General features: G+C 71.9%; 27 protein-coding genes. 14 read left to right on the top strand and 13 right to left on the bottom strand.

What is annotated here, in order from left to right; translation table 11 throughout:
- Positions 1 to 21: 21 nt before the first annotated feature.
- The 3 genes from cobM to ACIBI5_RS32925 are packed head-to-tail and all read right to left on the bottom strand — an operon-like array spanning position 22 to position 2,359.
- Positions 22 to 765 (bottom strand): precorrin-4 C(11)-methyltransferase, encoded by a 744-nt coding sequence (cobM, locus tag ACIBI5_RS32935; protein ID WP_397252630.1) that lies wholly within the window; start codon positions 763 to 765, stop codon positions 22 to 24.
- Positions 762 to 1,979 (bottom strand): precorrin-6y C5,15-methyltransferase (decarboxylating) subunit CbiE, encoded by a 1,218-nt coding sequence (gene cbiE, locus ACIBI5_RS32930; RefSeq protein ID WP_397252629.1) that lies wholly within the window; start codon positions 1,977 to 1,979, stop codon positions 762 to 764. Before cbiE ends, cobM begins: the two co-directional genes overlap by 4 nt.
- Positions 1,976 to 2,359, bottom strand: a complete 384-nt coding sequence (locus ACIBI5_RS32925) for a PPOX class F420-dependent oxidoreductase (protein ID WP_397252628.1) — start codon at positions 2,357 to 2,359, stop codon at positions 1,976 to 1,978. Before ACIBI5_RS32925 ends, cbiE begins: the two co-directional genes overlap by 4 nt.
- Positions 2,360 to 2,430: 71 nt before the next feature.
- Between ACIBI5_RS32925 and cobF the strand changes: the two genes are divergently transcribed.
- Positions 2,431 to 3,177, top strand: a complete 747-nt coding sequence (gene cobF / locus ACIBI5_RS32920) for a precorrin-6A synthase (deacetylating) (protein ID WP_397252627.1) — start codon at positions 2,431 to 2,433, stop codon at positions 3,175 to 3,177.
- Here cobF and ACIBI5_RS32915 read toward each other — a convergent pair.
- Positions 3,156 to 3,860, bottom strand: a complete 705-nt coding sequence (locus ACIBI5_RS32915; protein WP_397252626.1) for a CPBP family intramembrane glutamic endopeptidase — start codon at positions 3,858 to 3,860, stop codon at positions 3,156 to 3,158. The genes cobF and ACIBI5_RS32915 overlap by 22 nt on opposite strands.
- A gap of 72 nt (positions 3,861 to 3,932) precedes the next feature.
- On the opposite strand from ACIBI5_RS32915, the gene ACIBI5_RS32910 reads away from it, so the two are divergent.
- Positions 3,933 to 4,709 carry a TetR/AcrR family transcriptional regulator gene (locus tag ACIBI5_RS32910; RefSeq protein ID WP_397252625.1) on the top strand — a complete coding sequence of 259 codons (777 nt, stop codon included), beginning with the start codon at positions 3,933 to 3,935 and terminating at the stop codon, positions 4,707 to 4,709.
- A 289-nt stretch (positions 4,710 to 4,998) separates the two neighbouring features.
- Here ACIBI5_RS32910 and ACIBI5_RS32905 read toward each other — a convergent pair whose 3' ends face one another.
- The gene (locus ACIBI5_RS32905; RefSeq protein WP_397252624.1) at positions 4,999 to 6,357 is read right to left on the bottom strand and encodes an MFS transporter; all 1,359 of its coding nucleotides are present in this window, start codon (positions 6,355 to 6,357) and stop codon (positions 4,999 to 5,001) included.
- 93 nt (positions 6,358 to 6,450) lie between these two features.
- On the opposite strand from ACIBI5_RS32905, the gene ACIBI5_RS32900 reads away from it, so the two are divergent.
- A complete protein-coding gene (locus ACIBI5_RS32900) occupies positions 6,451 to 7,356 on the top strand; it encodes a LysR family transcriptional regulator (protein WP_397252623.1) in 906 nt (301 codons plus the stop codon).
- Here ACIBI5_RS32900 and ACIBI5_RS32895 read toward each other — a convergent pair.
- Positions 7,340 to 7,840, bottom strand: coding sequence for a MarR family winged helix-turn-helix transcriptional regulator (locus ACIBI5_RS32895; protein WP_397252622.1), 501 nt, complete (start codon positions 7,838 to 7,840; stop codon positions 7,340 to 7,342). The two genes, ACIBI5_RS32900 and ACIBI5_RS32895, sit on opposite strands and share 17 nt — an antisense overlap.
- Positions 7,837 to 8,259, bottom strand: coding sequence for a MarR family winged helix-turn-helix transcriptional regulator (locus ACIBI5_RS32890; protein WP_397252621.1), 423 nt, complete (start codon positions 8,257 to 8,259; stop codon positions 7,837 to 7,839). Before ACIBI5_RS32890 ends, ACIBI5_RS32895 begins: the two co-directional genes overlap by 4 nt.
- A 63-nt stretch (positions 8,260 to 8,322) precedes the next feature.
- On the opposite strand from ACIBI5_RS32890, the gene ACIBI5_RS32885 reads away from it, so the two are divergent.
- Complete coding sequence (locus ACIBI5_RS32885) at positions 8,323 to 8,895, top strand: TIGR03086 family metal-binding protein (RefSeq protein WP_397252620.1); 573 nt, start codon at positions 8,323 to 8,325, stop codon at positions 8,893 to 8,895.
- The gene (locus tag ACIBI5_RS32880) at positions 8,892 to 9,290 is read left to right on the top strand and encodes a RidA family protein (RefSeq protein WP_397252619.1); all 399 of its coding nucleotides are present in this window, start codon (positions 8,892 to 8,894) and stop codon (positions 9,288 to 9,290) included. Before ACIBI5_RS32885 ends, ACIBI5_RS32880 begins: the two co-directional genes overlap by 4 nt.
- Here ACIBI5_RS32880 and ACIBI5_RS32875 read toward each other — a convergent pair.
- Positions 9,287 to 9,847, bottom strand: a complete 561-nt coding sequence (locus ACIBI5_RS32875) for a TetR/AcrR family transcriptional regulator (RefSeq protein ID WP_397252618.1) — start codon at positions 9,845 to 9,847, stop codon at positions 9,287 to 9,289. The two genes, ACIBI5_RS32880 and ACIBI5_RS32875, sit on opposite strands and share 4 nt — an antisense overlap.
- Before the next feature lie 37 nt (positions 9,848 to 9,884).
- Here ACIBI5_RS32875 and ACIBI5_RS32870 point away from each other — a divergent pair, with 37 nt between their 5' ends.
- On the top strand, positions 9,885 to 11,075 hold the full coding sequence (locus ACIBI5_RS32870; protein WP_397252617.1) for a glycosyltransferase: 1,191 nt from the start codon (positions 9,885 to 9,887) through the stop codon (positions 11,073 to 11,075).
- 71 nt (positions 11,076 to 11,146) lie between these two features.
- The gene (locus tag ACIBI5_RS32865) at positions 11,147 to 12,265 is read left to right on the top strand and encodes a S1 family peptidase (RefSeq protein ID WP_397252616.1); all 1,119 of its coding nucleotides are present in this window, start codon (positions 11,147 to 11,149) and stop codon (positions 12,263 to 12,265) included.
- Positions 12,266 to 12,339: 74 nt separating this feature from the next.
- On the opposite strand, the gene ACIBI5_RS32860 is transcribed toward ACIBI5_RS32865, so the two are convergent.
- Complete coding sequence (locus tag ACIBI5_RS32860) at positions 12,340 to 13,113, bottom strand: MBL fold metallo-hydrolase (protein ID WP_397252615.1); 774 nt, start codon at positions 13,111 to 13,113, stop codon at positions 12,340 to 12,342.
- A gap of 76 nt (positions 13,114 to 13,189) precedes the next feature.
- Here ACIBI5_RS32860 and ACIBI5_RS32855 point away from each other — a divergent pair, with 76 nt between their 5' ends.
- The 3 genes from ACIBI5_RS32855 to ACIBI5_RS32845 are packed head-to-tail and all read left to right on the top strand — an operon-like array spanning position 13,190 to position 15,449.
- On the top strand, positions 13,190 to 13,576 hold the full coding sequence (locus tag ACIBI5_RS32855) for a MerR family transcriptional regulator (protein ID WP_397109531.1): 387 nt from the start codon (positions 13,190 to 13,192) through the stop codon (positions 13,574 to 13,576).
- A gap of 10 nt (positions 13,577 to 13,586) precedes the next feature.
- Complete coding sequence (locus tag ACIBI5_RS32850; RefSeq protein WP_397252614.1) at positions 13,587 to 14,609, top strand: sigma-70 family RNA polymerase sigma factor; 1,023 nt, start codon at positions 13,587 to 13,589, stop codon at positions 14,607 to 14,609.
- A 30-nt stretch (positions 14,610 to 14,639) separates the two neighbouring features.
- The gene (locus ACIBI5_RS32845) at positions 14,640 to 15,449 is read left to right on the top strand and encodes a YybH family protein (protein ID WP_397252613.1); all 810 of its coding nucleotides are present in this window, start codon (positions 14,640 to 14,642) and stop codon (positions 15,447 to 15,449) included.
- Here the strand turns inward: ACIBI5_RS32845 and ACIBI5_RS32840 are convergent.
- Entirely contained in the window at positions 15,446 to 15,829 is a 384-nt protein-coding gene (locus ACIBI5_RS32840; RefSeq protein WP_397252612.1) for an ACT domain-containing protein, read from the bottom strand. The genes ACIBI5_RS32845 and ACIBI5_RS32840 overlap by 4 nt on opposite strands.
- A 75-nt stretch (positions 15,830 to 15,904) precedes the next feature.
- On the opposite strand from ACIBI5_RS32840, the gene ACIBI5_RS32835 reads away from it, so the two are divergent.
- Together ACIBI5_RS32835 and ACIBI5_RS32830 are read left to right on the top strand one after the other, a co-directional pair.
- Positions 15,905 to 16,354, top strand: a complete 450-nt coding sequence (locus tag ACIBI5_RS32835) for a winged helix-turn-helix domain-containing protein (RefSeq protein WP_397252611.1) — start codon at positions 15,905 to 15,907, stop codon at positions 16,352 to 16,354.
- A gap of 35 nt (positions 16,355 to 16,389) precedes the next feature.
- On the top strand, positions 16,390 to 16,935 hold the full coding sequence (locus ACIBI5_RS32830; RefSeq protein ID WP_397252610.1) for a dihydrofolate reductase family protein: 546 nt from the start codon (positions 16,390 to 16,392) through the stop codon (positions 16,933 to 16,935).
- Here ACIBI5_RS32830 and ACIBI5_RS32825 read toward each other — a convergent pair.
- The 3 genes from ACIBI5_RS32825 to ACIBI5_RS32815 all read right to left on the bottom strand — a co-directional run bounded on the left by ACIBI5_RS32825 (position 16,899) and on the right by ACIBI5_RS32815 (position 19,166).
- On the bottom strand, positions 16,899 to 17,087 hold the full coding sequence (locus ACIBI5_RS32825; protein WP_397252609.1) for a DUF5708 family protein: 189 nt from the start codon (positions 17,085 to 17,087) through the stop codon (positions 16,899 to 16,901). The two genes, ACIBI5_RS32830 and ACIBI5_RS32825, sit on opposite strands and share 37 nt — an antisense overlap.
- Positions 17,088 to 17,177: 90 nt before the next feature.
- A complete protein-coding gene (locus ACIBI5_RS32820; protein WP_397252608.1) occupies positions 17,178 to 17,570 on the bottom strand; it encodes a TetR/AcrR family transcriptional regulator in 393 nt (130 codons plus the stop codon).
- Positions 17,571 to 17,612: 42 nt separating this feature from the next.
- The gene (locus ACIBI5_RS32815) at positions 17,613 to 19,166 is read right to left on the bottom strand and encodes a glycosyl hydrolase family 18 protein (RefSeq protein ID WP_397252607.1); all 1,554 of its coding nucleotides are present in this window, start codon (positions 19,164 to 19,166) and stop codon (positions 17,613 to 17,615) included.
- 236 nt (positions 19,167 to 19,402) lie between these two features.
- On the opposite strand from ACIBI5_RS32815, the gene ACIBI5_RS32810 reads away from it, so the two are divergent.
- Together ACIBI5_RS32810 and ACIBI5_RS32805 are read left to right on the top strand one after the other, a co-directional pair.
- On the top strand, positions 19,403 to 19,867 hold the full coding sequence (locus ACIBI5_RS32810) for a hypothetical protein (RefSeq protein ID WP_397252606.1): 465 nt from the start codon (positions 19,403 to 19,405) through the stop codon (positions 19,865 to 19,867).
- Positions 19,867 to 20,172 (top strand): winged helix-turn-helix domain-containing protein, encoded by a 306-nt coding sequence (locus tag ACIBI5_RS32805; RefSeq protein WP_397252605.1) that lies wholly within the window; start codon positions 19,867 to 19,869, stop codon positions 20,170 to 20,172. Before ACIBI5_RS32810 ends, ACIBI5_RS32805 begins: the two co-directional genes overlap by 1 nt.

Raw genomic sequence — 20,172 nt, 5'->3', positions numbered from 1 at the left:
TGGGCGGGGTCACGGGCGGGGTCATGGGCGGGGTCGGGCGGCGCTGTACAGGTGGCTGTCGGGGAACTCCGAGGCCGACAGCACCCGGCCCACCACGATCACCGCCGTGCGCTTCACCCCGGCCTCGTGCACCCGGGCGGCGATGTCGGACAGGGTTCCGCGCAGGATCAGCTCGTCGTCCCTGCTGGCCCGCGCCACCACGGCCACCGGGCACCCGGCGCCGTAGGACGGCAGCAGTTCCTCGACCACCTGGTCGATGCGCTGCACGGCCAGGTGCAGCACCATCGTGGCGCCGCTCGCCCCCAGCGTGGCCAGGTCCTCGCCCGGCGGCATCGGCGTGGCCCGCCCGGACACGCGGGACAGCACCACGGTCTGCCCGACGCCCGGCACGGTCAGCTCCCTGCCCAGCGCCGCCGCCGCGGCGGCGAACGCGGGCACCCCCGGCACCACCTCGTACGGCACGCCGATCGCGTCCAGCCGCCGCATCTGCTCGGCCACGGCGCTGAACACCGACGGGTCACCCGAGTGCAGCCTGGCCACGTCGTGCCCGGCGGCGTGCGCGGTCTCGAACTCGGCGACGATCTGGTCGAGCGTCAGGTTCGCGGTGTCCACCAGCCGGGCCCCGGCCGGGCAGGACTCCAGCAGTTCCCGCGGCACCAGCGACCCGGCGTAGAGGCACACCGGCGCCCGCTCCAGCACCCGCAGCCCGCGAACGGTGACCAGGTCGGCCGCCCCCGGCCCGGCTCCGATGAAGTACACGGTCACGACGCATCCCCTTCGTCAGGCTTCGTGACCGACCACACGGTCACCGGCATCATCGGCCGCCACGCGGTGAACCCGCCCACGGGCCCGGCCCGCTGCACCGACAGCCGCACCAGGTCGCCGCCGCGCTCGGCCTGCCAGCGGACGGCGAGGGCCTCCGACTCCAGCGTGACCGCGTTCGCCACCAGCCGTCCGCCGGGGCGCAGTACGGACCAGCACGTCTCCAGCATCCCGGGCACCGTGAGCCCGCCGCCGACGAAGACCGCGTCCGGCTCGGGCAGCCCGGACAGCCCCTCGGGCGCGCGGGCCTCGACGATCTCCAGGCCGGGTACGCCCAGGGTGCCGGCGTTCCTGCGGATGGCGGCGGCCCTGGCGGGGTGGCTCTCCACGGCGGTGGCCGTGCAGGAGGGATGGGAGCGCATCCATTCGATCGCGATGCTGCCCGCTCCGGCGCCGACGTCCCAGAGGTGCTCGCCCGGCAGCGGGGCCAGCCGCGACAGGGTGACCGCGCGGACCTCGCGCTTGGTGAGCTGCCCGTCGTGCTCGAAGGCGGTGTCGGGCAGGCCGGGTACGCGGGCCAGCGGCTCCACGCCGGGGTCGGGGCGGCAGGTGACGGCGATGACGTTCAGCGCGGAGCCCGGTTCGCCGGCCCAGGCGGCGGCGGTGCCGTTCAGGTGGGTCTCGGTGTCGGAGCCGAGGTCGGACAGGACCGTGAGCGCGCTGCGGCCGTATCCGCGCGCGGTGAGCAGGGCGGCGACGTCGGCGGGTGAGGTACGCCCGGACCCGAGCACGGCCAGGCGCCGCCCCGGCGAGATCGCGGCGTTGAGCGCGGCCACCGGCCGGCCGACCAGGCTGATCACCTCGACGCCCTCGACCGGCCAGCCGAGCCGCGCGCATGCCAGCGACAGCGAGGAGACGTGGGGGAGCACCGTGAGACGTCCGGCGCCGAGCAGCCTGACCAGCGTCGAACCGATCCCGAAGAACATCGGATCGCCGCTGGCCAGTACGCAGACCGCGCGGTCGCGGTGCGACTCGACGAGACCTTCGAGCGCGGGCAGCAGCGGCGAGGGCCAGGTGACGTGCCCGGCCCCGGACGGTGGCAGCGTGCCGAGCTGCCGGGCACTGCCCATGATCACTTCGGCGCGTTCGAGTGCGGCCCGCGAGCCGGGCGCCAGTCCCGCCCAGCCGTCCGCGCCGATGCCGACGACGGTGATCACACGTTGCCCAGCACGCGCGTGACGTGGATCTCGATGACCACGCGGGCCGGATTGACGCGTGGCGGCTTGTAGCGGGCGGTGTAGCGCCGCTCGGCGTCGGCGACCTGCTCGGGCTCGTCTCTGAGTACGGCCCGGCCTTCGAGCGTCGACCAGCGCCGCCCGTCCACCTGGCAGACGGCGACCGGGGCTCCGTGGGCGGCGTACCTGGCCTTCTGCGACGTCCCCGAGGTGATCACCCGGGCGATGCCTTGCGCGAGGTCGACCGTGACCCCGACCGGCACCACGTGCGGGGTGCCGTCGGGCCGGACCGTGGTGAGCGTACAGAGGTGACGTTCCTCCCAGAATGCTGCAAAGCCGTCACCTTGCTCGAACAGGTTCACACATCTCCTTCTGGTCGACCGGGGATATCGTAATCGCGCCCGACATCTCCTCCGAAGGCAGACTCTCTCCGGTGAAACGCATCCTCATCATCGGCATCGGCGCCGGTGACCCCGACCACCTCACGCTCCAGGGCGTCAAGGCCATCGCCGCCGCGCAGGTCTTCTTCGTCCTCGACAAGGGCGCGGCCAAGCACGACCTGGTCGATCTCCGGCAGCGGATGATCGAGGAGCATGGGCGGCAGCCGTACCGGATCGTGGAGGCGGAGGATCCGGAGCGGGACCGCACCACACCCGCCTACACCGGCGCGGTCGAGGACTGGCGCTCGCGCCGCGCGGCCGTCTGCGAGCGGCTGATCGCCGAGGAACTGTCCGACGGGCAGACCGGGGCCTTCCTGGTGTGGGGCGATCCGGGCCTGTACGACAGCACGCTGGCCATCGTCGAGGAGATCCTCGCGGCGGGCCGGGTGACCTTCGAGTACGCGGTGGTGCCCGGCATCACCAGCATCTCCGCGCTGACCGCCACCCACCGCGCCGGCCTCACCCGCGTCGGACGTCCGGTCCAGATCACCACCGGCCGCCGCCTGGCGGCGGAGGGGCCACCGGCCGACGACGTCCTGGTCATGCTCGACGCGCACTGCTCCTTCGGCGACCTGGGGGCGGACTGGCACATCTACTGGGGGGCCTACCTGGGGACGCCGGACGAGATCCGGGTCGAGGGGCCGGTGCCCGAGGTCGCCGGCGAGATCCGGCGGCTCCGCGCGGAGGCCCGCGAGCGCAAGGGCTGGATCATGGACACCTACCTGCTCCGCAGGTTGTAACGGAGGACCAGTGCGGCCGGGACCGCGAGCAGGAGGCCGAAGATCACCTGGTGGGCGGTGCTCGCGGAGCCCGGGGTCATCGTGACGGACAGGTTGACCCCGGCGTGCATGAGGACCACCGCCCACATGCCGCGCCCCGTCCGGTCGAACAGCCACACCATGATCACCCGCTGGGCGACGGTGCCCAGCGTCCACCCGGCGATCCAGAGGGCGCCTCTGCCCATCATGAGCAGGGCGGGCAGGTGCCAGGCCGCCCAGAACGCGCCCAGGACGAGGCCGGCACCGGTGGGACCCCACCGCTCCCGCAGCGGCTCGGTGGCATAGGCGGTCCAGCCCAGTTCCTCGAAGACCGCCAGCACCACGAAGACCGCGAACAGGAGCGGCAGCGCGGCGAGCGGCTGCGCGAGGCCGGTCCAGGCCGCCGGGCCGATCAGGTACGCCGCCATCCCCAGGACGGGGCCGACGGCGACGGCGGCGAGCGCCCGGCCCCAGCCGGGTGCGGGTCCGAGCCGCAACCGGCCCTTCCCGCGCAGGACCAGGATCGCCGCCGCGACGCCGGGGACGAAGACCATCAGCGAGCCGAGCGAGACGCCGAACGGCGCGTCCTCGGTGACGTCCACGAGCGCACCGGCCACCCAGAGCGGTATCGACAGCGCGGTGACCAGGATGAAGAACGCTTTCAAGGGGAGACCTCGTGCTAACATTTGGGACATAAGACTTGAAACATCATGTCTCAATCGTGGAGGGGTGGGCAAATGGCGGACGAGCCGACCGGGGTGGCCAGGCGGCGCCGCCGGCTGAGTGACGCCGAGACCGAGCGGCTCATGCTGCGGGCGGCGCTCGACATGGTCGGCAGGGCCGGGCTGACCGTGAGCCTGGAGCACATCAGCTTCGAGGAGGTCATCAGGGAGGCGGGGGTGGCCAGGAGCGCGGTGTACCGGCGCTGGCCGTACAAGGACCTGTTCTTCAGCGATCTGCTCAAGGAGCTCGCGAAGGGCGAGACCCCGGCGCTCGCGGGAGACGGGCCGGCGGCGCTCGCGGCCGTGCGGCGGGTGGTCGGCGCGCACGCGGAGTGGCGGCGCGATCCCGGACTGCGGCTCGCGCTCGCGGGAGAGGCGCTGCGCGGGCTGGCCTGGCAGGAGTTCGAGGGGTTTCACCGCTCGGCCGAGTGGCGCACCTACCTGGCCCTGCACGCGACGTTCCTCAGCCTGCCCGACGGTGGGCTGCGGCAGGAGGTGTGCGAGGCGCTGGCCGCCTCTGAGCGGGCACTGACCGCCAGGCTGGCGGCGTTCTACCGGGAGGCGGCCGGGCTCTTCGGCCTGCGCCTGCGGCCCGGCGCCACCTACGAGAGCGTGGCGGCGATGGCGGGCGCCACCGTGCGGGGACTGGTGCTCATGACGCCGGCCGACCCCGGTGTCCTCACGCGAAGGATCATGGCGAGCCCTTTCGGCGCCCCGGAGCCCGCCGAGTGGTCGGAGCCCGCGCTGGCGGTGGCCGCGGTGATCCTGGCGTTCTTCGAGGCGGACGGGTAAATCACTGCGCAGGGGCGGCTCCTGGACGGGTCAGCTGGCCGTCACCGATTCGGGCACCGTCGCCCCCATCGTGATCGACGCCTACGGCACCGGCGCCAGGCCCGTCGTGAAGGGCCACGGCGAGGCCGTCGAGATCTTCTACGGCCGCCGCACAGCCCGGACAGCAAGTACGCCGACTCGCCGCGCCTGCGCGCCGGCAGCCCGGCCATCGACCTCGGCACTACCAAGTCGACGACCTCGACCTGGCCGGAGTAGCCGTGGGCAAGGACGGCGCCATCGAGGCCGGCGCCTACGAGTACTGACGCACGGGGTCGCCCGAGCGCGGTCTCGCCGCCCGGCTCGCGAGCCACCCCAGCGAGACCGCGCCGCCCACCAGCACCACGGCCGCCACCACCAGGTAGGCGGCGCCGGTGCCGCTCGCGGCGGCGACCGTTCCCATGACCGCCACGCCGACGGCGCTGCCCAGTTCGCGGGCGGCGCTGTTGAGCCCCGATCCGAGCCCGGCCCGCTCGGACGGCAGCGCCGCCATGATCTCGTGGGAGAACACGGGCAGGCACAACCCCATGGCCGCGCCCATCACCACGAGCCCCGCCGCATAGACCGGGTACGGCATCGCCGCGTCGGCGAACGACAGCAGGACCAGCCCGGCCACGTTGCCGGCGAGCCCGGCGGCCACCGCGGGCAGCCGCGGCAGGCGGCCCGACATCCGCGAGAGCACGATCATCGGGACCGTCATCGGCAGGATCGCCAGCCCGGTCAGCAAGGGGGAGAAGCCCTTGACCTCCTGGAGATAGCGGGCGTTGACGAAGAACAGGGCGAACATCCCGAAGAACGTCACCGCCACGCCCAGGGTGCCCGCGCGCAGCCCGGCCGCGCGAAACAGCCTCGGGTCGAGGAGCGGCAGGGCCGTACGGGACTGGTGGACGGTGAACCAGGCGAACAGCAGCAGCGCGCCGGCGAAGGCGGCGAGCACTACCGGGCTGGTCCAGCCCGCCTCGGGGCCTTCGATGATGCCGCCGACGAGCGCGACGGACGCGGCGGTCAGCAGCGCCGCGCCCAGCAGGTCGAGTGCGGCTTCGTGCCGGGCCACACGGGGCGCCAGGCGGGCGGCGAGCACCGCGAGGACCGCGGCGACGGGCACCATCACCGCGAAGAGCGCCTGCCACGGCAGAAACTGCATGATCAGCCCGCCGCCGACGTTGCCGGCCACTCCGGCGACGCCGGTGGCGGCGGTCCAGACGGCGACGGCGTGAGCGCGTCGTTCCGGCGGGTGGGCGTGGACGGACAGGGCGAGCGAGGCGGGCATGATCATCGCCGCGCCCGCTCCGCTGAGCGCGCGGGCGGCGATCAGGACGGCCACGTTCGGGGCGAGGGCGGCGGCCAGGCAACCGGCCGCGAACACGCCGAGCCCGGCCAGCAGCACGCCCTTGCGGCCGAAGCGGTCTCCCGCCGCGCCGGCGGGGATGAGCAGGCAGGCGAAGACCAGGACGTAGGAGTCGACGATCCAGACGAGCTGTGACGGCGACGGGTGCAGGCCGCTCGCGGCGAGCGTGGGCAGGGCGAGGTTGACGGCGGCGACCAGGGCGATCGCCGCGACCACGGCGGCCGACATGACGGCGAGAACCGGGCCGGGCCTGGTGACGGGCATGGATGTCCCCTTGGCATGAGGTGGATGGATTCCGCGGATTCACCGTAGGGTGGAGTCCGGCTTAACCTCAAATGCAACTTTGGCAGGTGATATATGCGTCAAACGCAACCGAGTCTCGACCTGCTGATCGCGCTCGACGTGCTGCTCGACGAGGGCAGCGTCTCCGGGGCCGCGCGGCGGCTGCACCTGTCCGAGCCGGCGATGAGCAGGACGCTCGGCCGGGTCCGGGTGGCGATGGGAGATCCGATCCTGGTCAGGTCGGGTCAGCGGATGGTGCCGACGCCGCGGGCGCTGGCCGTGCGGGCGGAGGTGCGCGCGGTCGTGGAGGCGGCGCGCCGGGTGTTCACGCCGCCGGGCGAGCCGGACCCGGCGACGCTGGTGCGCGACTTCGTGGTGCAGGCCTCCGACGCGGTGATCCAGGCCGCGGCCGCGCCCCTGCTGACCGAGCTGGCCGTCTCGGCGCCGGGGGTGCGGTTGCGCTTCATCCCCGAGGGGCCGGGCGACCAGCGTGTCCTGCGTGAGGGCCTGGCCGACCTGGAGGTCACCGTCATCACCGACCCCGAGCCGGAAACCCTGGTCGAGCCGCTGGTCCGCGACCGTCCCGTGGGGGTGGTGCGGGCCGGGCACCCGCTGCTGGACGGCCCGATCACGCCGGAGCGCTTCGCCGCCGCCGAGCACGTCATCGCCTCGCGCAGAGGGCGTACCCGCGGCCCGATCGACGACGCGCTGGCCGCCGTGGGTCTCTCCCGCCGGGTGCGGGGAACGGTCCCGACGTTCACCGCCTCCCTCCTCCTGGCGCGGGAGACCGACCTGGTCGGCATGGCGGGCGAGTGGCAGGTCAGGTCGGCGGTGGAACTCCTGGGCCTGGTGACCTTCCCGATCCCGGTGGACCTGCCCCCGATCGAGCTTTCGCAGGCCTGGCATCCCCGCCACGACGCCGACCCGGCGCACGCCTGGTTGCGCGCCCGCATGCGGGCCGTCTTCAGCCCCCCGGGTTGATCCACGCGGGGTCGGCGGCGAGCTTCTCCGCGATGCGGTCGTGGAAGCTCCTGCGCTCCAGCGCCCGCTCGACGTCCAGGACCACCTGCCCGAGCGGGTAGGGGATCTCGGACTCGAGCTCGGCCAGGGCGCTCTCGGTGGCGCGCCACTCGGCCATCAGCCGGTCGATCATGCCGGTGGCCCGCTCGGTCAGCATGACCTGCTTGCTGCGGGCGTCGGCGCCGGTGACGGTCTCGACCAGCCCCGCCCGCCGCATGGCGGCGACCTTCTGGCTCAGCGCCGAGTGCGTACGCTGCACGGCCTCGGCCAGTTCCTTGATGGTCATCGGCCCCCGCAGATGCAGCTTGATCAGCTCCATCACATAACTGGGCTTGAGCCCGTCGATGCGCGCCTCGGTGTAGAGGCGGGCGATGTCCTCGTCCATGCGGGCCTGGAGGAGACGGAGGGCCCGCCAGTGGCTGATCTCGGTGGGGTCCTGGGTCACGGGGCCACATTATTGGCCAGCGTCTCGGCCCCTCGGAGAAAAGCCTCGCGGTCGGCGGGGGACAGGGCCGCGAGCAGGCGTTCCTCGCCTTCCTGGATGTCGGCCCGCGCCGCCCGCCGCCTGCGCCGCCCCTCGTCGGTGATCGCCAGGAGCCGGGCCCTGCGGTCGCCGGGATCCGGCTCACGGGTGATCAGCCCGGCCTCCTGAAGCCGGTCGAGGGTCCCGATGATGCGCGTCTTGTCGGCGCCGACCGCCTCCGCGAGCGCGGCCTGGGTACGCACCGGCCCGTCGTCCAGCGCGCTGAGCACCACATAGGCCCACATGGAGATCCCGTGGGGCTCCAGCACCCTGATCTCCGCGGCGATCAGGGCCTTCACCAGCGGATGGAGCATCGCGGCGAGGTCGCGGCGTTCGGTCATCCCGCCACGATATCGATTGACTTACGATAAGCCCATGCAGATGATAGGCACATGCTTATAGAAATGAACGCCCGCGCCGTCCGGGCGAGCGTCGCGCTCGTGGACCGGGTGCGCGCGGCCGACCTGGCCAGGCCGACCCCGTGCGCCGGATGGACCCTGCGAGACCTGCTCGCGCACATGACCGCCCAGCACCACGGCTTCGCCGCCGCCTCCAGAGGCGAAGACGGGCTCGACGCGTGGCGGCCGCGCGACCTGGGTGAGGATCCGGCAGGCGCCTACCGCGCGGCGGCGGAGCACGTGCTGGCCGCCTTCGCCGGCGACGTCGTGGCCGCGTTCCCGCTGCCGGAGCTCGGTGTGGTCGTGCCGGCGGAGCGGGCGATCGGCTTCCACTTCATCGACTACGTCGTCCATGCCTGGGACGTGGCCAGGACGCTGGGCGTGGCCCTGGAGTTCGAGGCCGACCTGCTCGACGCCGCGCTCCCCGTGGCCGAGGCCGTACCCGGAGGTCGGGCCCGTACGGTTCCCGACGCCTCCTTCGCCCCGGAGGTAGCGTGGCCCGGGGGTACACGGCTTGACCGGATCGTCGCGATGCTGGGCCGTTCCCCTGCCTGGCCGGACCAAGGAGAGAGATCATGAGTGTTCGTCTTGAGTACAGCGACCGCCTGGCGCGGGTCGAGTACGCCTACGCCGCGGTGGCCGACGCCCCGGTGCGCAACATCTGGGTGGCCGGCGCCTGCCCCCTCGACGCCGAAGGCAGGACCGTCGCGGTGGGCGACGTGGCCGGGCAGGCCGGCCAGGTGATGCGCAACCTCGTGATCTCCCTGGAGGAGGTGGGCGCCAAGCTGACCGACATCGCCAAGACCACCGTGTACGTGGCCTCCACCAGCCAGGCCGACCTGGTCGCCGCGTGGAAGGTCTACCGCGAGTACATGGGCGGCCACGAGGCCCCCAGCACCCTGCTCGGCGTGGCCGCGCTCGGCTACGCCGACCAGCTCGTCGAGGTGGAGGCGGTGGCCGTCCTCCCGCTCTAGTCCAGCAGCCGGTCCAGGTAGCGGTCCACGATCGTCTCGACGGCCTGCGGGCTGTAGTAGCCGATCAGAGCCGGGTGCACCAGCCCCTGGGCCATGGCGAACAGCGCGCTCGCCTCCTGCTCCGCGTCCAGGTCGGGGCGTACGGCTCTGATCACGCTCGCGTAGAACCCCAGCACGAACGGCAGGCCGTTGCGCAGCACCTCGGCCAGATCGTCGGCCACGACCGACCTGGCCAGGTACGCCATCCCGATCCTGGCCTCGGTCCGCCGGGCCTCGTCCAGCGGCAGGAGTTCCAGGATGCCTGCCCGCAGGATCTCCCTGGGTGAGCCGCTCACCTCGCCGATCCGCTCGGTGATGCGCAGGTGCAGATGTTCCATGGCCAGCAGCAGCATCTCGTCCTTGGTCGTGAAGTAGTGCTGCACCAGACCCATGCTGACGCCGGCCTCGGCGGCGACCTCGCGCAGGCTGACGCCGTCGATGCCGTGGGCGTCGATGAGCCGATGCACCGCTTCGGCGATCTGGCGGCGCCGTAGCTCGTGGTCGACGACTTTGGGCATCTTGACTCCTTTGCCATGCGACTGCATTGTAAAAAGCATGCGCGTTGTGATCATAGGAGTGGGCACGAGGGGTGACGTAGCCCCCTACACAGGGCTGGGTGCGCGGATCCGCGCGGCGGGCCACGAGGTGGCGATCGCCGCCCACGCACCCTATTCAAGCCTGGTCACCGACGCGGGGCTGGACTTCCGCGCGATACCGGGCGACCCGGCGGCGATACTCGGCACCCGCAAATGGGCCGGCTTCGCCGACTACGCCAGACAGGTCACCGACGGCATCGTGGACGTCGCCACGGCCGGCGCGGACCTGCTGCTCCTCGGCGTCTCCGCGTCCGCCGGGTACCACGTGGCCGAGGCCATGGGCATCCCGAGCATGGGCGTACACCTGCAGCCGGTGGAGCCGACCGGCGACTTCCCGCCGGTCATGGGCGCCTTCCGCCGTTCGCTGGGCAGATGGGGCAACCGCGCGGCGGCCCGCCTCATGTTCGCCGGGCCCTCGCCGGCGCACTCCGGTTCCGCCAAGAAGCTGCGCGCCCGGCTGGGGCTGGCGCCGATGAGTTCGCGGGCGGTGTACCGGCGGCGCGAGTCGAGCCGCTGGCCGGTCTTCCACGGCTACAGCCCGAGCGTCCTGCCCCGACCGGCGGACTGGCGCCCCGGACTGGAGGTGTCAGGCTACTGGTGGCCGGCGCCCCGGCCCGCGTGGACGCCGCCCGGCGACCTGGCGGGCTTTCTCGACGCCGGGCCGCCGCCGGTGTTCGTCGGCTCGGGCAGCCATGGCGGCGCCGCGGCCGAGCGCTTCACCGACCTGGCCCTGGCCGCGCTGCGCCTGGCCGGTCTGCGCGGCGTTCTGCAGACCGGCGTGACGGGGCCGCTCACCGGCGACGTGCTGGGCGTGGGCGAGGTGCCGCACGAGTGGCTGTTCCCTCGTATGGCGGCGGTGGTGCACCACGCGGGCGCCGGGACCGCCGCGGCCGGGCTGCGGGCGGGGGTTCCCGCGGTGGCGATGCCGGTCTGGGGCGACCAGCCGCTCTGGGCGGGGCGGCTGTGGCGGCTGGGGGTGGCCCCGGCTCCGCTCACCGGGCGGATCACCGCCGAACGGCTGGCATCGGCGGTGGCCGAGGCGGTGCCGCGCCGTACCCGGGCTGAGGAAATCGCGGGCCGGATCGCGGCCGAGGACGGTGCCGCGCCCGTGGTAGAGGCCGTGGAACGCGCTTGCATAACGTCCTTATAAGGACCCCTTTGGGATGGAAAGGCCCGTACGGCAAACGTTAATTTGACAGCACCCCCCGAAAAGGAGTGCATATGTCGAGTCAACGCTCCGCACTCGTCACCGCCACGATCGTGGCTCTCTGCTTAGCGGGCCCGGTTACCGCCGCCCACGCAGATCCCCCGTCCGCCGCCCCCGAGCAGGCGCCCCCGGCCATGGTCGACGCCATGGAGCGGGACCTCGGTCTCACCGAGCAGCAGGTGCACACCCGCCTCGCCAACGAGCAGCGCGCCGCCGCCGCGGAAGCCAAGCTCACCACCCAGCTCGGCGCCTCGTACGCGGGCTCCTGGCTGAACGCCGACGCCTCCAAGCTCAACGTCGCCACGACCGACAAGGCCGCCACCGCGTCGATCGAGGCCCAGGGCGCTCAGCCCGTCGTCGTCTCACGTACGCTTGCCCAGCTCACCGCCGTCAAGGACCAGCTTGACGCGGCCGCCGCCAAGGGCTCGGGCGCGCTGTGGTTCGTCGACGTGACCACCAACACCGTCGCCGTCCAGGCCGCCACGCTGGAAGCCGGGGAGGCCCTCGTGGCCGCCGCGGGCGTGGACCGCACCGCCGTGCAGGTCTCGGTGACGACCGAGAGCCCCCAGCCGTTCATCGACATCATCGGCGGCGCCGCCTACTACATCGGCTCCAGCCGGTGCAGCGTGGGCTTCTCCGTCACCCAGGGCACGACCCCCGGCTTCGTGACCGCCGGTCACTGCGGCCGCGTCGGCTCGCGCACGACCAGTCCGACGGGCACGTTCCGTGGCTCGTCGTTCCCCGGCAACGACTACGCGTGGGTCGCGGCTCCCGGCAACACGGTCCGTCCGTGGGTGCGCGGGTCCGGCGGCCAGAACGTGATCGTCCGCGGCTCGACCCAGGCCTCCGTAGGAGCCTCGATCTGCCGCTCCGGCTCCACCACCGGATGGCGCTGCGGAACCATCCAGCAGCACAACGCCACGGTGCGCTACCCCCAGGGCACCGTCAACGGCCTGACCCGCACCAGCGCGTGCGCGCAGCCCGGTGACTCCGGTGGCTCGTTCATCTCCGGCAGCCAGGCCCAGGGCGTCACCTCTGGCGGTTCTGGCAACTGCTCCAGCGGAGGAACGACCTATCACCAGCCGGTCAACGAGATCCTCGGGGCCTACAGCTTGAGGCTCGTGGTCGGCTGAACCCAGACCCGGGTGGATTCCCCCGCCTGACCCGGGTCCCACGGCGTGCCCGGCGCGATTCGCGCCGGGCACGCTCATGTCCGGGGCGCGTGCCTCGCGAACTCCCACGGGTCGTGCGCGGAGATCACCTCCACGCCGTGCTCGTGCCGCAGTACGCGCAGCCGTTCCCGGCTGGCCAGGCGCAGTTCGGCGTCCACCTGGGAGGAGTTCTGCAGGATGTCCATGAGCGGGTGGACCTCGGGCCCCTTCTCGTCCAGCTCGCGGTGGTAGAAGTAGGCGTCGCCGGCGTGCAGTAGCCAGCCCGTGCCGCCCCGCACCGCGACCCCCGCGTGCCCGCGTGTGTGCCCGCCCAGCGGGACCAGCAGAAACTCGGGTGGCAGTCCGGTCAGGGGCACGGCGCCCGCCATGCCGTACCAGCTCTCGCCCGAGGGACGGTAGGTCTCCCACAGCGGGCCGTGCGCCCAGTGGCCGGGCCGGTAGCGGCGGCTGGGCGCCTCCTCGAGCGCCGCCTCCAGCTCGGCCGCCATCACGTGGACCCGCGCCCGCGGGAAGTCGGGCAGCCCGCCGCTGTGGTCCACGTCGAGGTGGGTGAGCACGATGTGCCGCACGTCGGCCGGGTCGTACCCCAGCGCGGCGACCTGCCGCACGGCCGTCTCCGCCGGGCGAAGGGCGGGCTCGACGGCCCGCGTCCATTCGGGGTCGAGCAGTTCGCCTGGCCTGGCCACGTCGTCCTGCCCGAGCCCGGCCTCGACCAGCACCAGCCCGGAGGCAGGGGTCTCGACCAGCAGGGCGTGGCAGACGGCCGCGGCGGCCGGCAGGGAGTCGTCGGTGGCGTCGATGGTCCGCATGGAAGCGAGATTGAGGTGATGAACTCTCATGCCGGATAGGCTCCTACTTGAACCGCGCTTCAAGTCAAGGAGTCAGATGGAACTCGACATCGGCGAAGTGGCGCGCCGCTCCGGACTGGCCCCGTCGGCGCTGCGCTTCTACGAGCGCAAGGGCCTCATCGCCGCCGACGGCCGCAACGGCCTGCGCCGCGCCTACCACCCCGGCATCCTCGACCGGCTCGCGCTCATCACCTGCGCCCGCGACGCCGGATTCACGCTCGCCGAGATCGCCCGCTTCCTGAGCGCCCGCCCCGGGGACGAGGTCCTGCGCGCCCACCTCGCCGCCAAGGAGCGCGAGGTGGACGAGCGCGTCGAGCAGCTCACCCGCCTGCGCGACAGCCTGCGCCACGCCGCCGTCTGCGACCACGACCCGCTCGTGGAGTGCCCGGAATTCAAGCAGGCGGTACGGCGAGCCCGCAGGTGAGGATGGGGACATGGACGACACCACGGCCGAAGAGCTCCTGGCCGCCGCGCGCGCCGGTGACGACGACGCCTTCGGCAAACTGGTCGGCCCGCTGCGCGACGAGCTGCGCGCCCACTGCTACCGCATGCTGGGCTCGCTCCACGACGCCGAGGACGCGGTTCAGGAGGCGCTCGACCGGGCCTGGCGATCCCTGCCCCGCTTCGAGGACCGGGGCGGCGTCCGGCCCTGGCTGTACAAGATCGCCACGAACAGGTCGCTCACGCTGATCGAGCGCCGCGGGCGCCGCGAGCTGCCGGCCGATCTGAGCCCGGACGGCGCGCCGCTGGCGGAGAAGGCGTGGCTGGAGCCGTACCCCGACCGGCTGATGACCTGGACCGCCGAGCTAGGGCCCGAGGCCAGGGCGCTGGCCCGCGAGAGCGTGGAGCTGGCGTTCGTGGCGGCCCTGCAGCACCTGTCGCCCCTGCAGCGGGCGGTGCTCCTGCTGCGCGACGTGCTCGGCTATGCCGCGCGCGAGGCCGCCGACCAGCTCGGCACCACGGTCGCGGCGGTCAACAGCGCTCTGCAGCGGGCCAGGAAGGTCCTGGCCGGGCTCCTGCCCGAGACCAGCCAGCGCCAGACGCTCGACACGCTGGGCGAGGCCGCGCAGCGGGAACTGGCCCAGCGCTACATGGCCGCCTGGGAGGCCCGCGACGTCGCCTCGATCGTGGCCATGCTCACCGACGACGCCAAGTACTCCATGCCGCCGCTGACCGTCTGGTACCAGGGCCACGCCGGCATCCGCGGCTTCCTGGAGGACGGCCCGCTGACCTACCGCTGGCGCATCCTGCCCGCCCACGCCAACGGCCAGATCGCCTTCGCAACCTACATGTGGGACACCGAACGCGACGCCTACGTCCCCACCGGCCTCGACCTGCTCGGCCTGCGCGGCGCGCGGATCGCCGAGGTCGTCTCCTTCCTTCAGGCCGACTTCTCCGCGTACGGCCTGCCGACCTCGCTGCCCCGCGATGAGTTCTCGCCACCACCCGGGTTGTAGTCCCGAAGGCACCAACCGAAGGGACCGACCATGAAGACCGACGAGCAGCGGATCCGCACCCTGATCGAGAACTGGGCCGAGGCGGTGCACCGCGGCGACCTGGAAGGCGTGCTGGCCGACCACGCCGAGGACATCGTGATGTACGACGTGCCGCCGCCCCACCAGGGCGTGCGCGGCATCGACGCCTACCGCGAGACCTGGCCGCCCTTCTTCGAGTGGCAGGCCTCGGGGGCGGTGTTCGAGATCGAGTCGCTGGAGGTCACGGCGGGCGACGACGTGGCCTTCGCCCATGCGCTGCTGCGCTGCGGCACCGAGCGGGAGTTCGCCGAAGACCCGGGCAACCGGCTGCGGCTGACGATCGGCCTGCGCAAGGAGGAAGGCCGGTGGGTCGTCACCCACGAGCACCACTCCTTCCCGCTCACCGTGCCCGCCGACGCCGAGCGGGAGATCCGCGAACTGCACGAGACCTGGTCGCGCCAGACCGCCGCAGGCGACCTCGACGGCATGATGGCGACCATCGCCGGCGACGTGGTCTCCTACGAGCACGAGACGCCGCTGGAGTACCGGGGCGTCGAGGCCGTGCGAGAGGTCTGCGCGCGCGGTCTCGAAACCCCGGGCGTCACCCTGGACAACCCCGGCCTGACGGTGCTGACCAGGGACGACCTCGCGGTGGCCTGGTGCGTCAACGTCGTACGCGGCGAGGGCTTCGAGACCTGGTCACGCGCGACGCGGATCTTCCGGCGCAGGGGCGGCCGCTGGCTGATGGTCCACCAGCACCTGTCCTACCCCCAGGACCTGGAGACCGGCCAGGCCCGCACCGACCTGCGGCCCCAGGTCTAGCCGAGGTTCTTGGCGTCCACCCGGTGCCCGGCCCGCTCCAGGACCTCCACGGCCTCCCGGACGCGGTGCTCGGGCACCAGGACCAGGTCCGCGTGGAAGGTCGAGGCCACGAACACCGGGATCGACGCCTCGGCCAGCGGGCTCACGACCGCCGCCAGCATGCCGGGGGTGTCCAGGCCATGGGCGGTGGCGCCGCCGTACAGGCCGATCCAGCGCTCGCCGGAACCGGTCGGCCAGGTCTCGCGCACCACGGTCAGGCCCTCGGGAGCGCGCACCAGCGCGATCCACTCGTCGTCCTCGGGGAAGGTGGCGTGGGGCAGGTGCTCCACCGCGAACACGGACGGCACGACGCCCAGGCGCTGGGCAGTGGGTGAGCTCATGAGGCTCACCCTAGGGCTCCTGGGCGGGAGGCGGCTTTCCGAAATAGCCTGGTAGCTGACACAATCGACGTGCTCATGCCGACCATGGACGGGCTGACGATGTTCCAGAAGATCCGCAGCCGCTCGGCCCCGCCCGAGCCGGCGGCCGCTCCCCAGCCGCCGCAGCCCCAGCCCCCGGTACGGCCCCGCCCCGCCACCCAGGTCATCCGGGCGGGCAAGCTCGTCCTCGACTTGGGCGAGCACGCCGCCTACGTCACCGGACACCGCCTCGACCTGCCGTTCGTCGAGTTCAAGCTCCTCGCCCAGCTGGCCGCCCACCAGGGCGTGCCCCAGTCGATGGGCCGCCTGCTGATGGCCGGGTGGGGCACCGGCGACGTGCCCGGCGGCCGGGACATGGTGAAGTCGGCCGTCTACCGCCTGCGTTCCCGGCTCAGCCAGGCCGACCTGAACACTACCTACATCCGCACGCTGCGCGGCGTCGGCTACGTGATGCCCATCCAGCCCAGATACCTATACCGCGACTGATTCCCGCCCGGGTCGCCGTCCGTAGGGTCGGAGGCATGGGTTTCAAGTCTTGTGTCTTCATCGGCGTCAGCGTCGACGGCTTCATCGCCCGGCTCGACGGCGACCTCCAATGGCTGCTCAGCAGGGGTGAGGCGACCGGCGAGTACGGCTACGACGACTTCATCGCGGACATCGACACGATCGTGATGGGCCGCGGCACCTACGAGGCGGGTCTCGGGTTCGGCGAGGAGAACTGGCCGTACACCGGGCTGAACGTCGCGGTGCTCAGCACCGGTCTGGAGAGCGACGATCCGCGGATCACGATCTACCGGAGCCTGGACGAGGTGGTCGAGGGTCTCAACGCGCGGGGCGTCAAGGCCGCCTACATCGACGGCGGCCAGGTCATCCAGTCGTTCCTGCGCGCGGGGCTGATCGACGAGATGACGATCAGCACGGTGCCGGTGCTGATCGGCACCGGCATCCCGCTGTTCGGGCCGCTGGAGGCCGACATCTCGCTGCGGCACCTGTCGACGAGGACGCTGGACGCGGGGATGGTCCAGACGACCTACGCGGTCGAGCGGACGGCCTTGAAGACGCCGTAGAGGAACTCAAGGCCGCCGACCACCATGAGGACGACGCCGATCTTCGACGGGGTGAAGATGACGATCTCGACGTCCAGTCCCCACAGCCACAGCGCCAGACCGGCGGCGAAGGTGACCAGGCCGGTGATGAGGGTCTTGCGGGCGGATGTCATGTCAACCTCTTCTGTTCCAGCAACGACTGTCTGGACAGAACGGTAGCGACCGGGACACCGTGCATCTTCCTGCCGGTTGACGATTCCGGACTACATCTTTCTGCTCATGCCCGGCAGGGCCATGGTGATCGTCCTGGCCGCGAAGCCGTGGTCCAGGGGGCCGGTGCGCTGCAGCCAGCGGCTGAGCAGCGGCCCCCACAGCAGGTCGACGGCGGCGTCGAGGTCGAGGTCGAGCTGACCGGCCTCCTGGGCCGCGCGCAGGCGGCGGCGCTTGAGCTCACGCACCGGCCCGCCCATGGTCATCAGCAAAGCGTCGAGGAGCACCGCCCCCTTGGACGGCCACCAGCGGTAGATGGTCTGCTTTCCCACCCCGGCCCGGGAAGCGATGCCCTCGACGCTCAGCTTGCTATAGCCGATCTCGCCCACGAGGTCGAAGGCAGCCGTGAGAATGGCCTGCCTGGAGGCCTCGTTGCGGCGGGTCACGAGATCGACGTTATCAGAGACGAGACGGTCCGTCTCTGTTAATTATCTCCCTTGCAAGGCCTTGACGTTGTCGCCGAACGTCCAGTTCTTGGAGCCGTCCCAGTTGATGGACCAGGTCATCAGGCCCTTGAGCTGGCCGCTGAAGCTGTTCCAGCTCTGGGAGACGAGCGAGGGCGACATGTAGCCGCCACCGGCGCCGGGCTGCGCGGGCAGTCCTGGCACCTGCTTGTCGTACGGCACGCGGATCGTCGTCCCCTGGATGACCAGGCCGTTGTTCAGGCAGGTCGTCTGGGCGACGAAGCCCTGGACGGTCCCGGCCGAATAGGAGTCGCCCGCGCAGCCGTACATGCTGCCGTTGTAGTACTGCATGTTCAGCCACCACAGGCGGCCGTTGTCGGCGTACTTCTTGATGATCGGCAGGTAGGCGCCCCAGATCGAGCCGTAGGTGACGCTGCCGCCGGTCACGTACGCGGTCTCCGGCGCCATGGTCAGGCCGAAGTTCGACGGCATCTGGGCGAGCACGCCGTCGATGATGCGGATGAGGTTCGACTGCGAGGCCGACAGCGTGTTGATGTTGCCGCTGCCGGTCAGGCCGGTCTCGATGTCGATGTCGATGCCGTCGAAGTTGTAGCGCTTGAGAATCGGCACCACGGTCGCGACGAACCGGTCGGCGACGGTGCTGGAGCTGAGGTCGATGCCGGCGGCGGCGCCGCCGATGGACATCAGGATGGTCGCGCCCGCCGCCTTGGCCTGGCACATCTCGGCCGGGGTGGAGACCTTGACGGTCACGTCCATGCCGTCCTCCCACAGCACGGTGCCGTCGGAGCGGATGACGGGGAAGGCGGCGTTGATCACGTTGTAGCCGTGCGCCTTCATGCGCGCGTCCGTGATCGGGGTCCAGCCGAAGGGCGGGTGCACGCCGTTGATCGCGCCGTCCCAGTTCTCCCAGTAGCCCTGCAGAACCTTGCCGGTGGGCCGCGACTTCACCGCGCAGGTGGTGTCGGTGGGCGTCGGCGTGGGCGTCACGGTGGGGGAGATGGTCGGGGTCGGGGAGACGGTCGGGGTGGGGCTGATCGTGGGCGTCGGGGTGATGGTCGGGGTCGGGGTCGGGCCGCCGGGGCCGTCGAAGCTGACGTCGTCGGCGTAGTAGGTGCCTTGGCCGTACCAGCCGTGCAGGTAGACCTCGGCCGTGTTCTGGTTCGCGCCGGTCGTGAAGGAGACCGACAACTGCGTGTAGGTGGTGGAGGAGGCCCAGCGGGCGCTGCCTCCGGTGACGCCGAGGTAGACGTAGCTGCCGCGCACCCAGGCGGTCAGCGTGTACGCGGTGCTCGGCCGTACGCTCACCGACTGGGTGCACTTGGCGTTGTCGGATCCGCTCGCGGCGCCCGCCAGCGCCTGCGAGCCGGAGTGCACGGGGGTCGTGACCGCCGACCCGAGGCCGCCGGTACACGACCAGGGGGACAGGGCTCCTGACTCGAAGCCCGGGTTCACGAGGAGGTTGGCTGCTTGGGCCGAGGTCTGGACGACCAGGACGCCGGCCAGCGCCAGTACTAAGGATGCGGCCAGCACGAGGAGGCGCGACGATGCTCGCCTCATTGACGTTCGCTTCATTGGCGGACAACCCTTCTGCCGCTTCTGTGCGCGGCAGGTCACAGGACATGACGGAAAAACAGGGTTGCGAGGCTGGGGGCTCGCGCCGGGTTAACCCGAATTATCGAGATAAATCCCCGCGATGTCTATGACGAGGATCATCCGGAACCTCGACGACTTTCCTCAGAGGAAAGTACATGGTACTTTCCTGTCAGGAAAGTGGTCCGACGAACGGGGATGCCATGAACGAGTACGACGCCCGATCCGCCCTCGACGACATCCGGCGCGGCGAGGACATCACACGCCGGGAGATCGCCCGCCAGGCCACCGCCCGGCCCTACGTGTTCCTCGCCGCGCTCGGCCTCTTCGCCGCCCTGGCCGGCACCGACCTCCCCAATCCCTGGCACCTCGTCGCCCTCGTCCTCGGCATGGGGCTCTACGCGGCGACGGGCATCGTGCGGGAGCACCGGGCAACCGCGCGCGGGAAGTCGACCGGCCTCCACTTCCTGCTGCACGCCGGGTGGATCGCCGCCCTCTTCGTGATCTTCGTCATCGGGCGCATGGCCGCCTTCTTCCTGTTCGGGATCCCGGCCGAGGGGCTGTGGTCGCAGGCCACCGTGGGCGCCGCCGCCGTCGCCGTGGTCTACCTGGCCACCACGCCCCTGCTCCGCCGTGCCATCCTTGCGATCATGAGGGGCAACGGCTGATGGACCCGGAGTTCGACGACTTCCTGCACGTGCCCGCGAGGCTCTCGGTCCTGGCGCTGCTCGCCCCGGCCGAGTGGGTGGACTTCGCCTTCCTCCGCGACACGGTCGGCACCAGCGACTCGGCCCTGTCCAAGCAGGTGTCCGCACTGGCCGGAGCCGGATACGTCGAGGTACGCAAGGGCCAGGAGAGCAGAGCCAGACGCACCCACGTACGGCTCACGCCGCAGGGCCGCCAGGCCTTCCAGCGCCACGCCGCCGCACTCCAGCGCATCGTGGCCGCCGCGCAGGCGCAGGCGGGGGCGTGA

It is taken from the genome of Nonomuraea sp. NPDC050540, assembly GCF_044457485.1.
Lineage (GTDB): Bacteria > Actinomycetota > Actinomycetes > Streptosporangiales > Streptosporangiaceae > Nonomuraea.
This window is presented reverse-complemented; position numbering and strand designations above follow the sequence as displayed.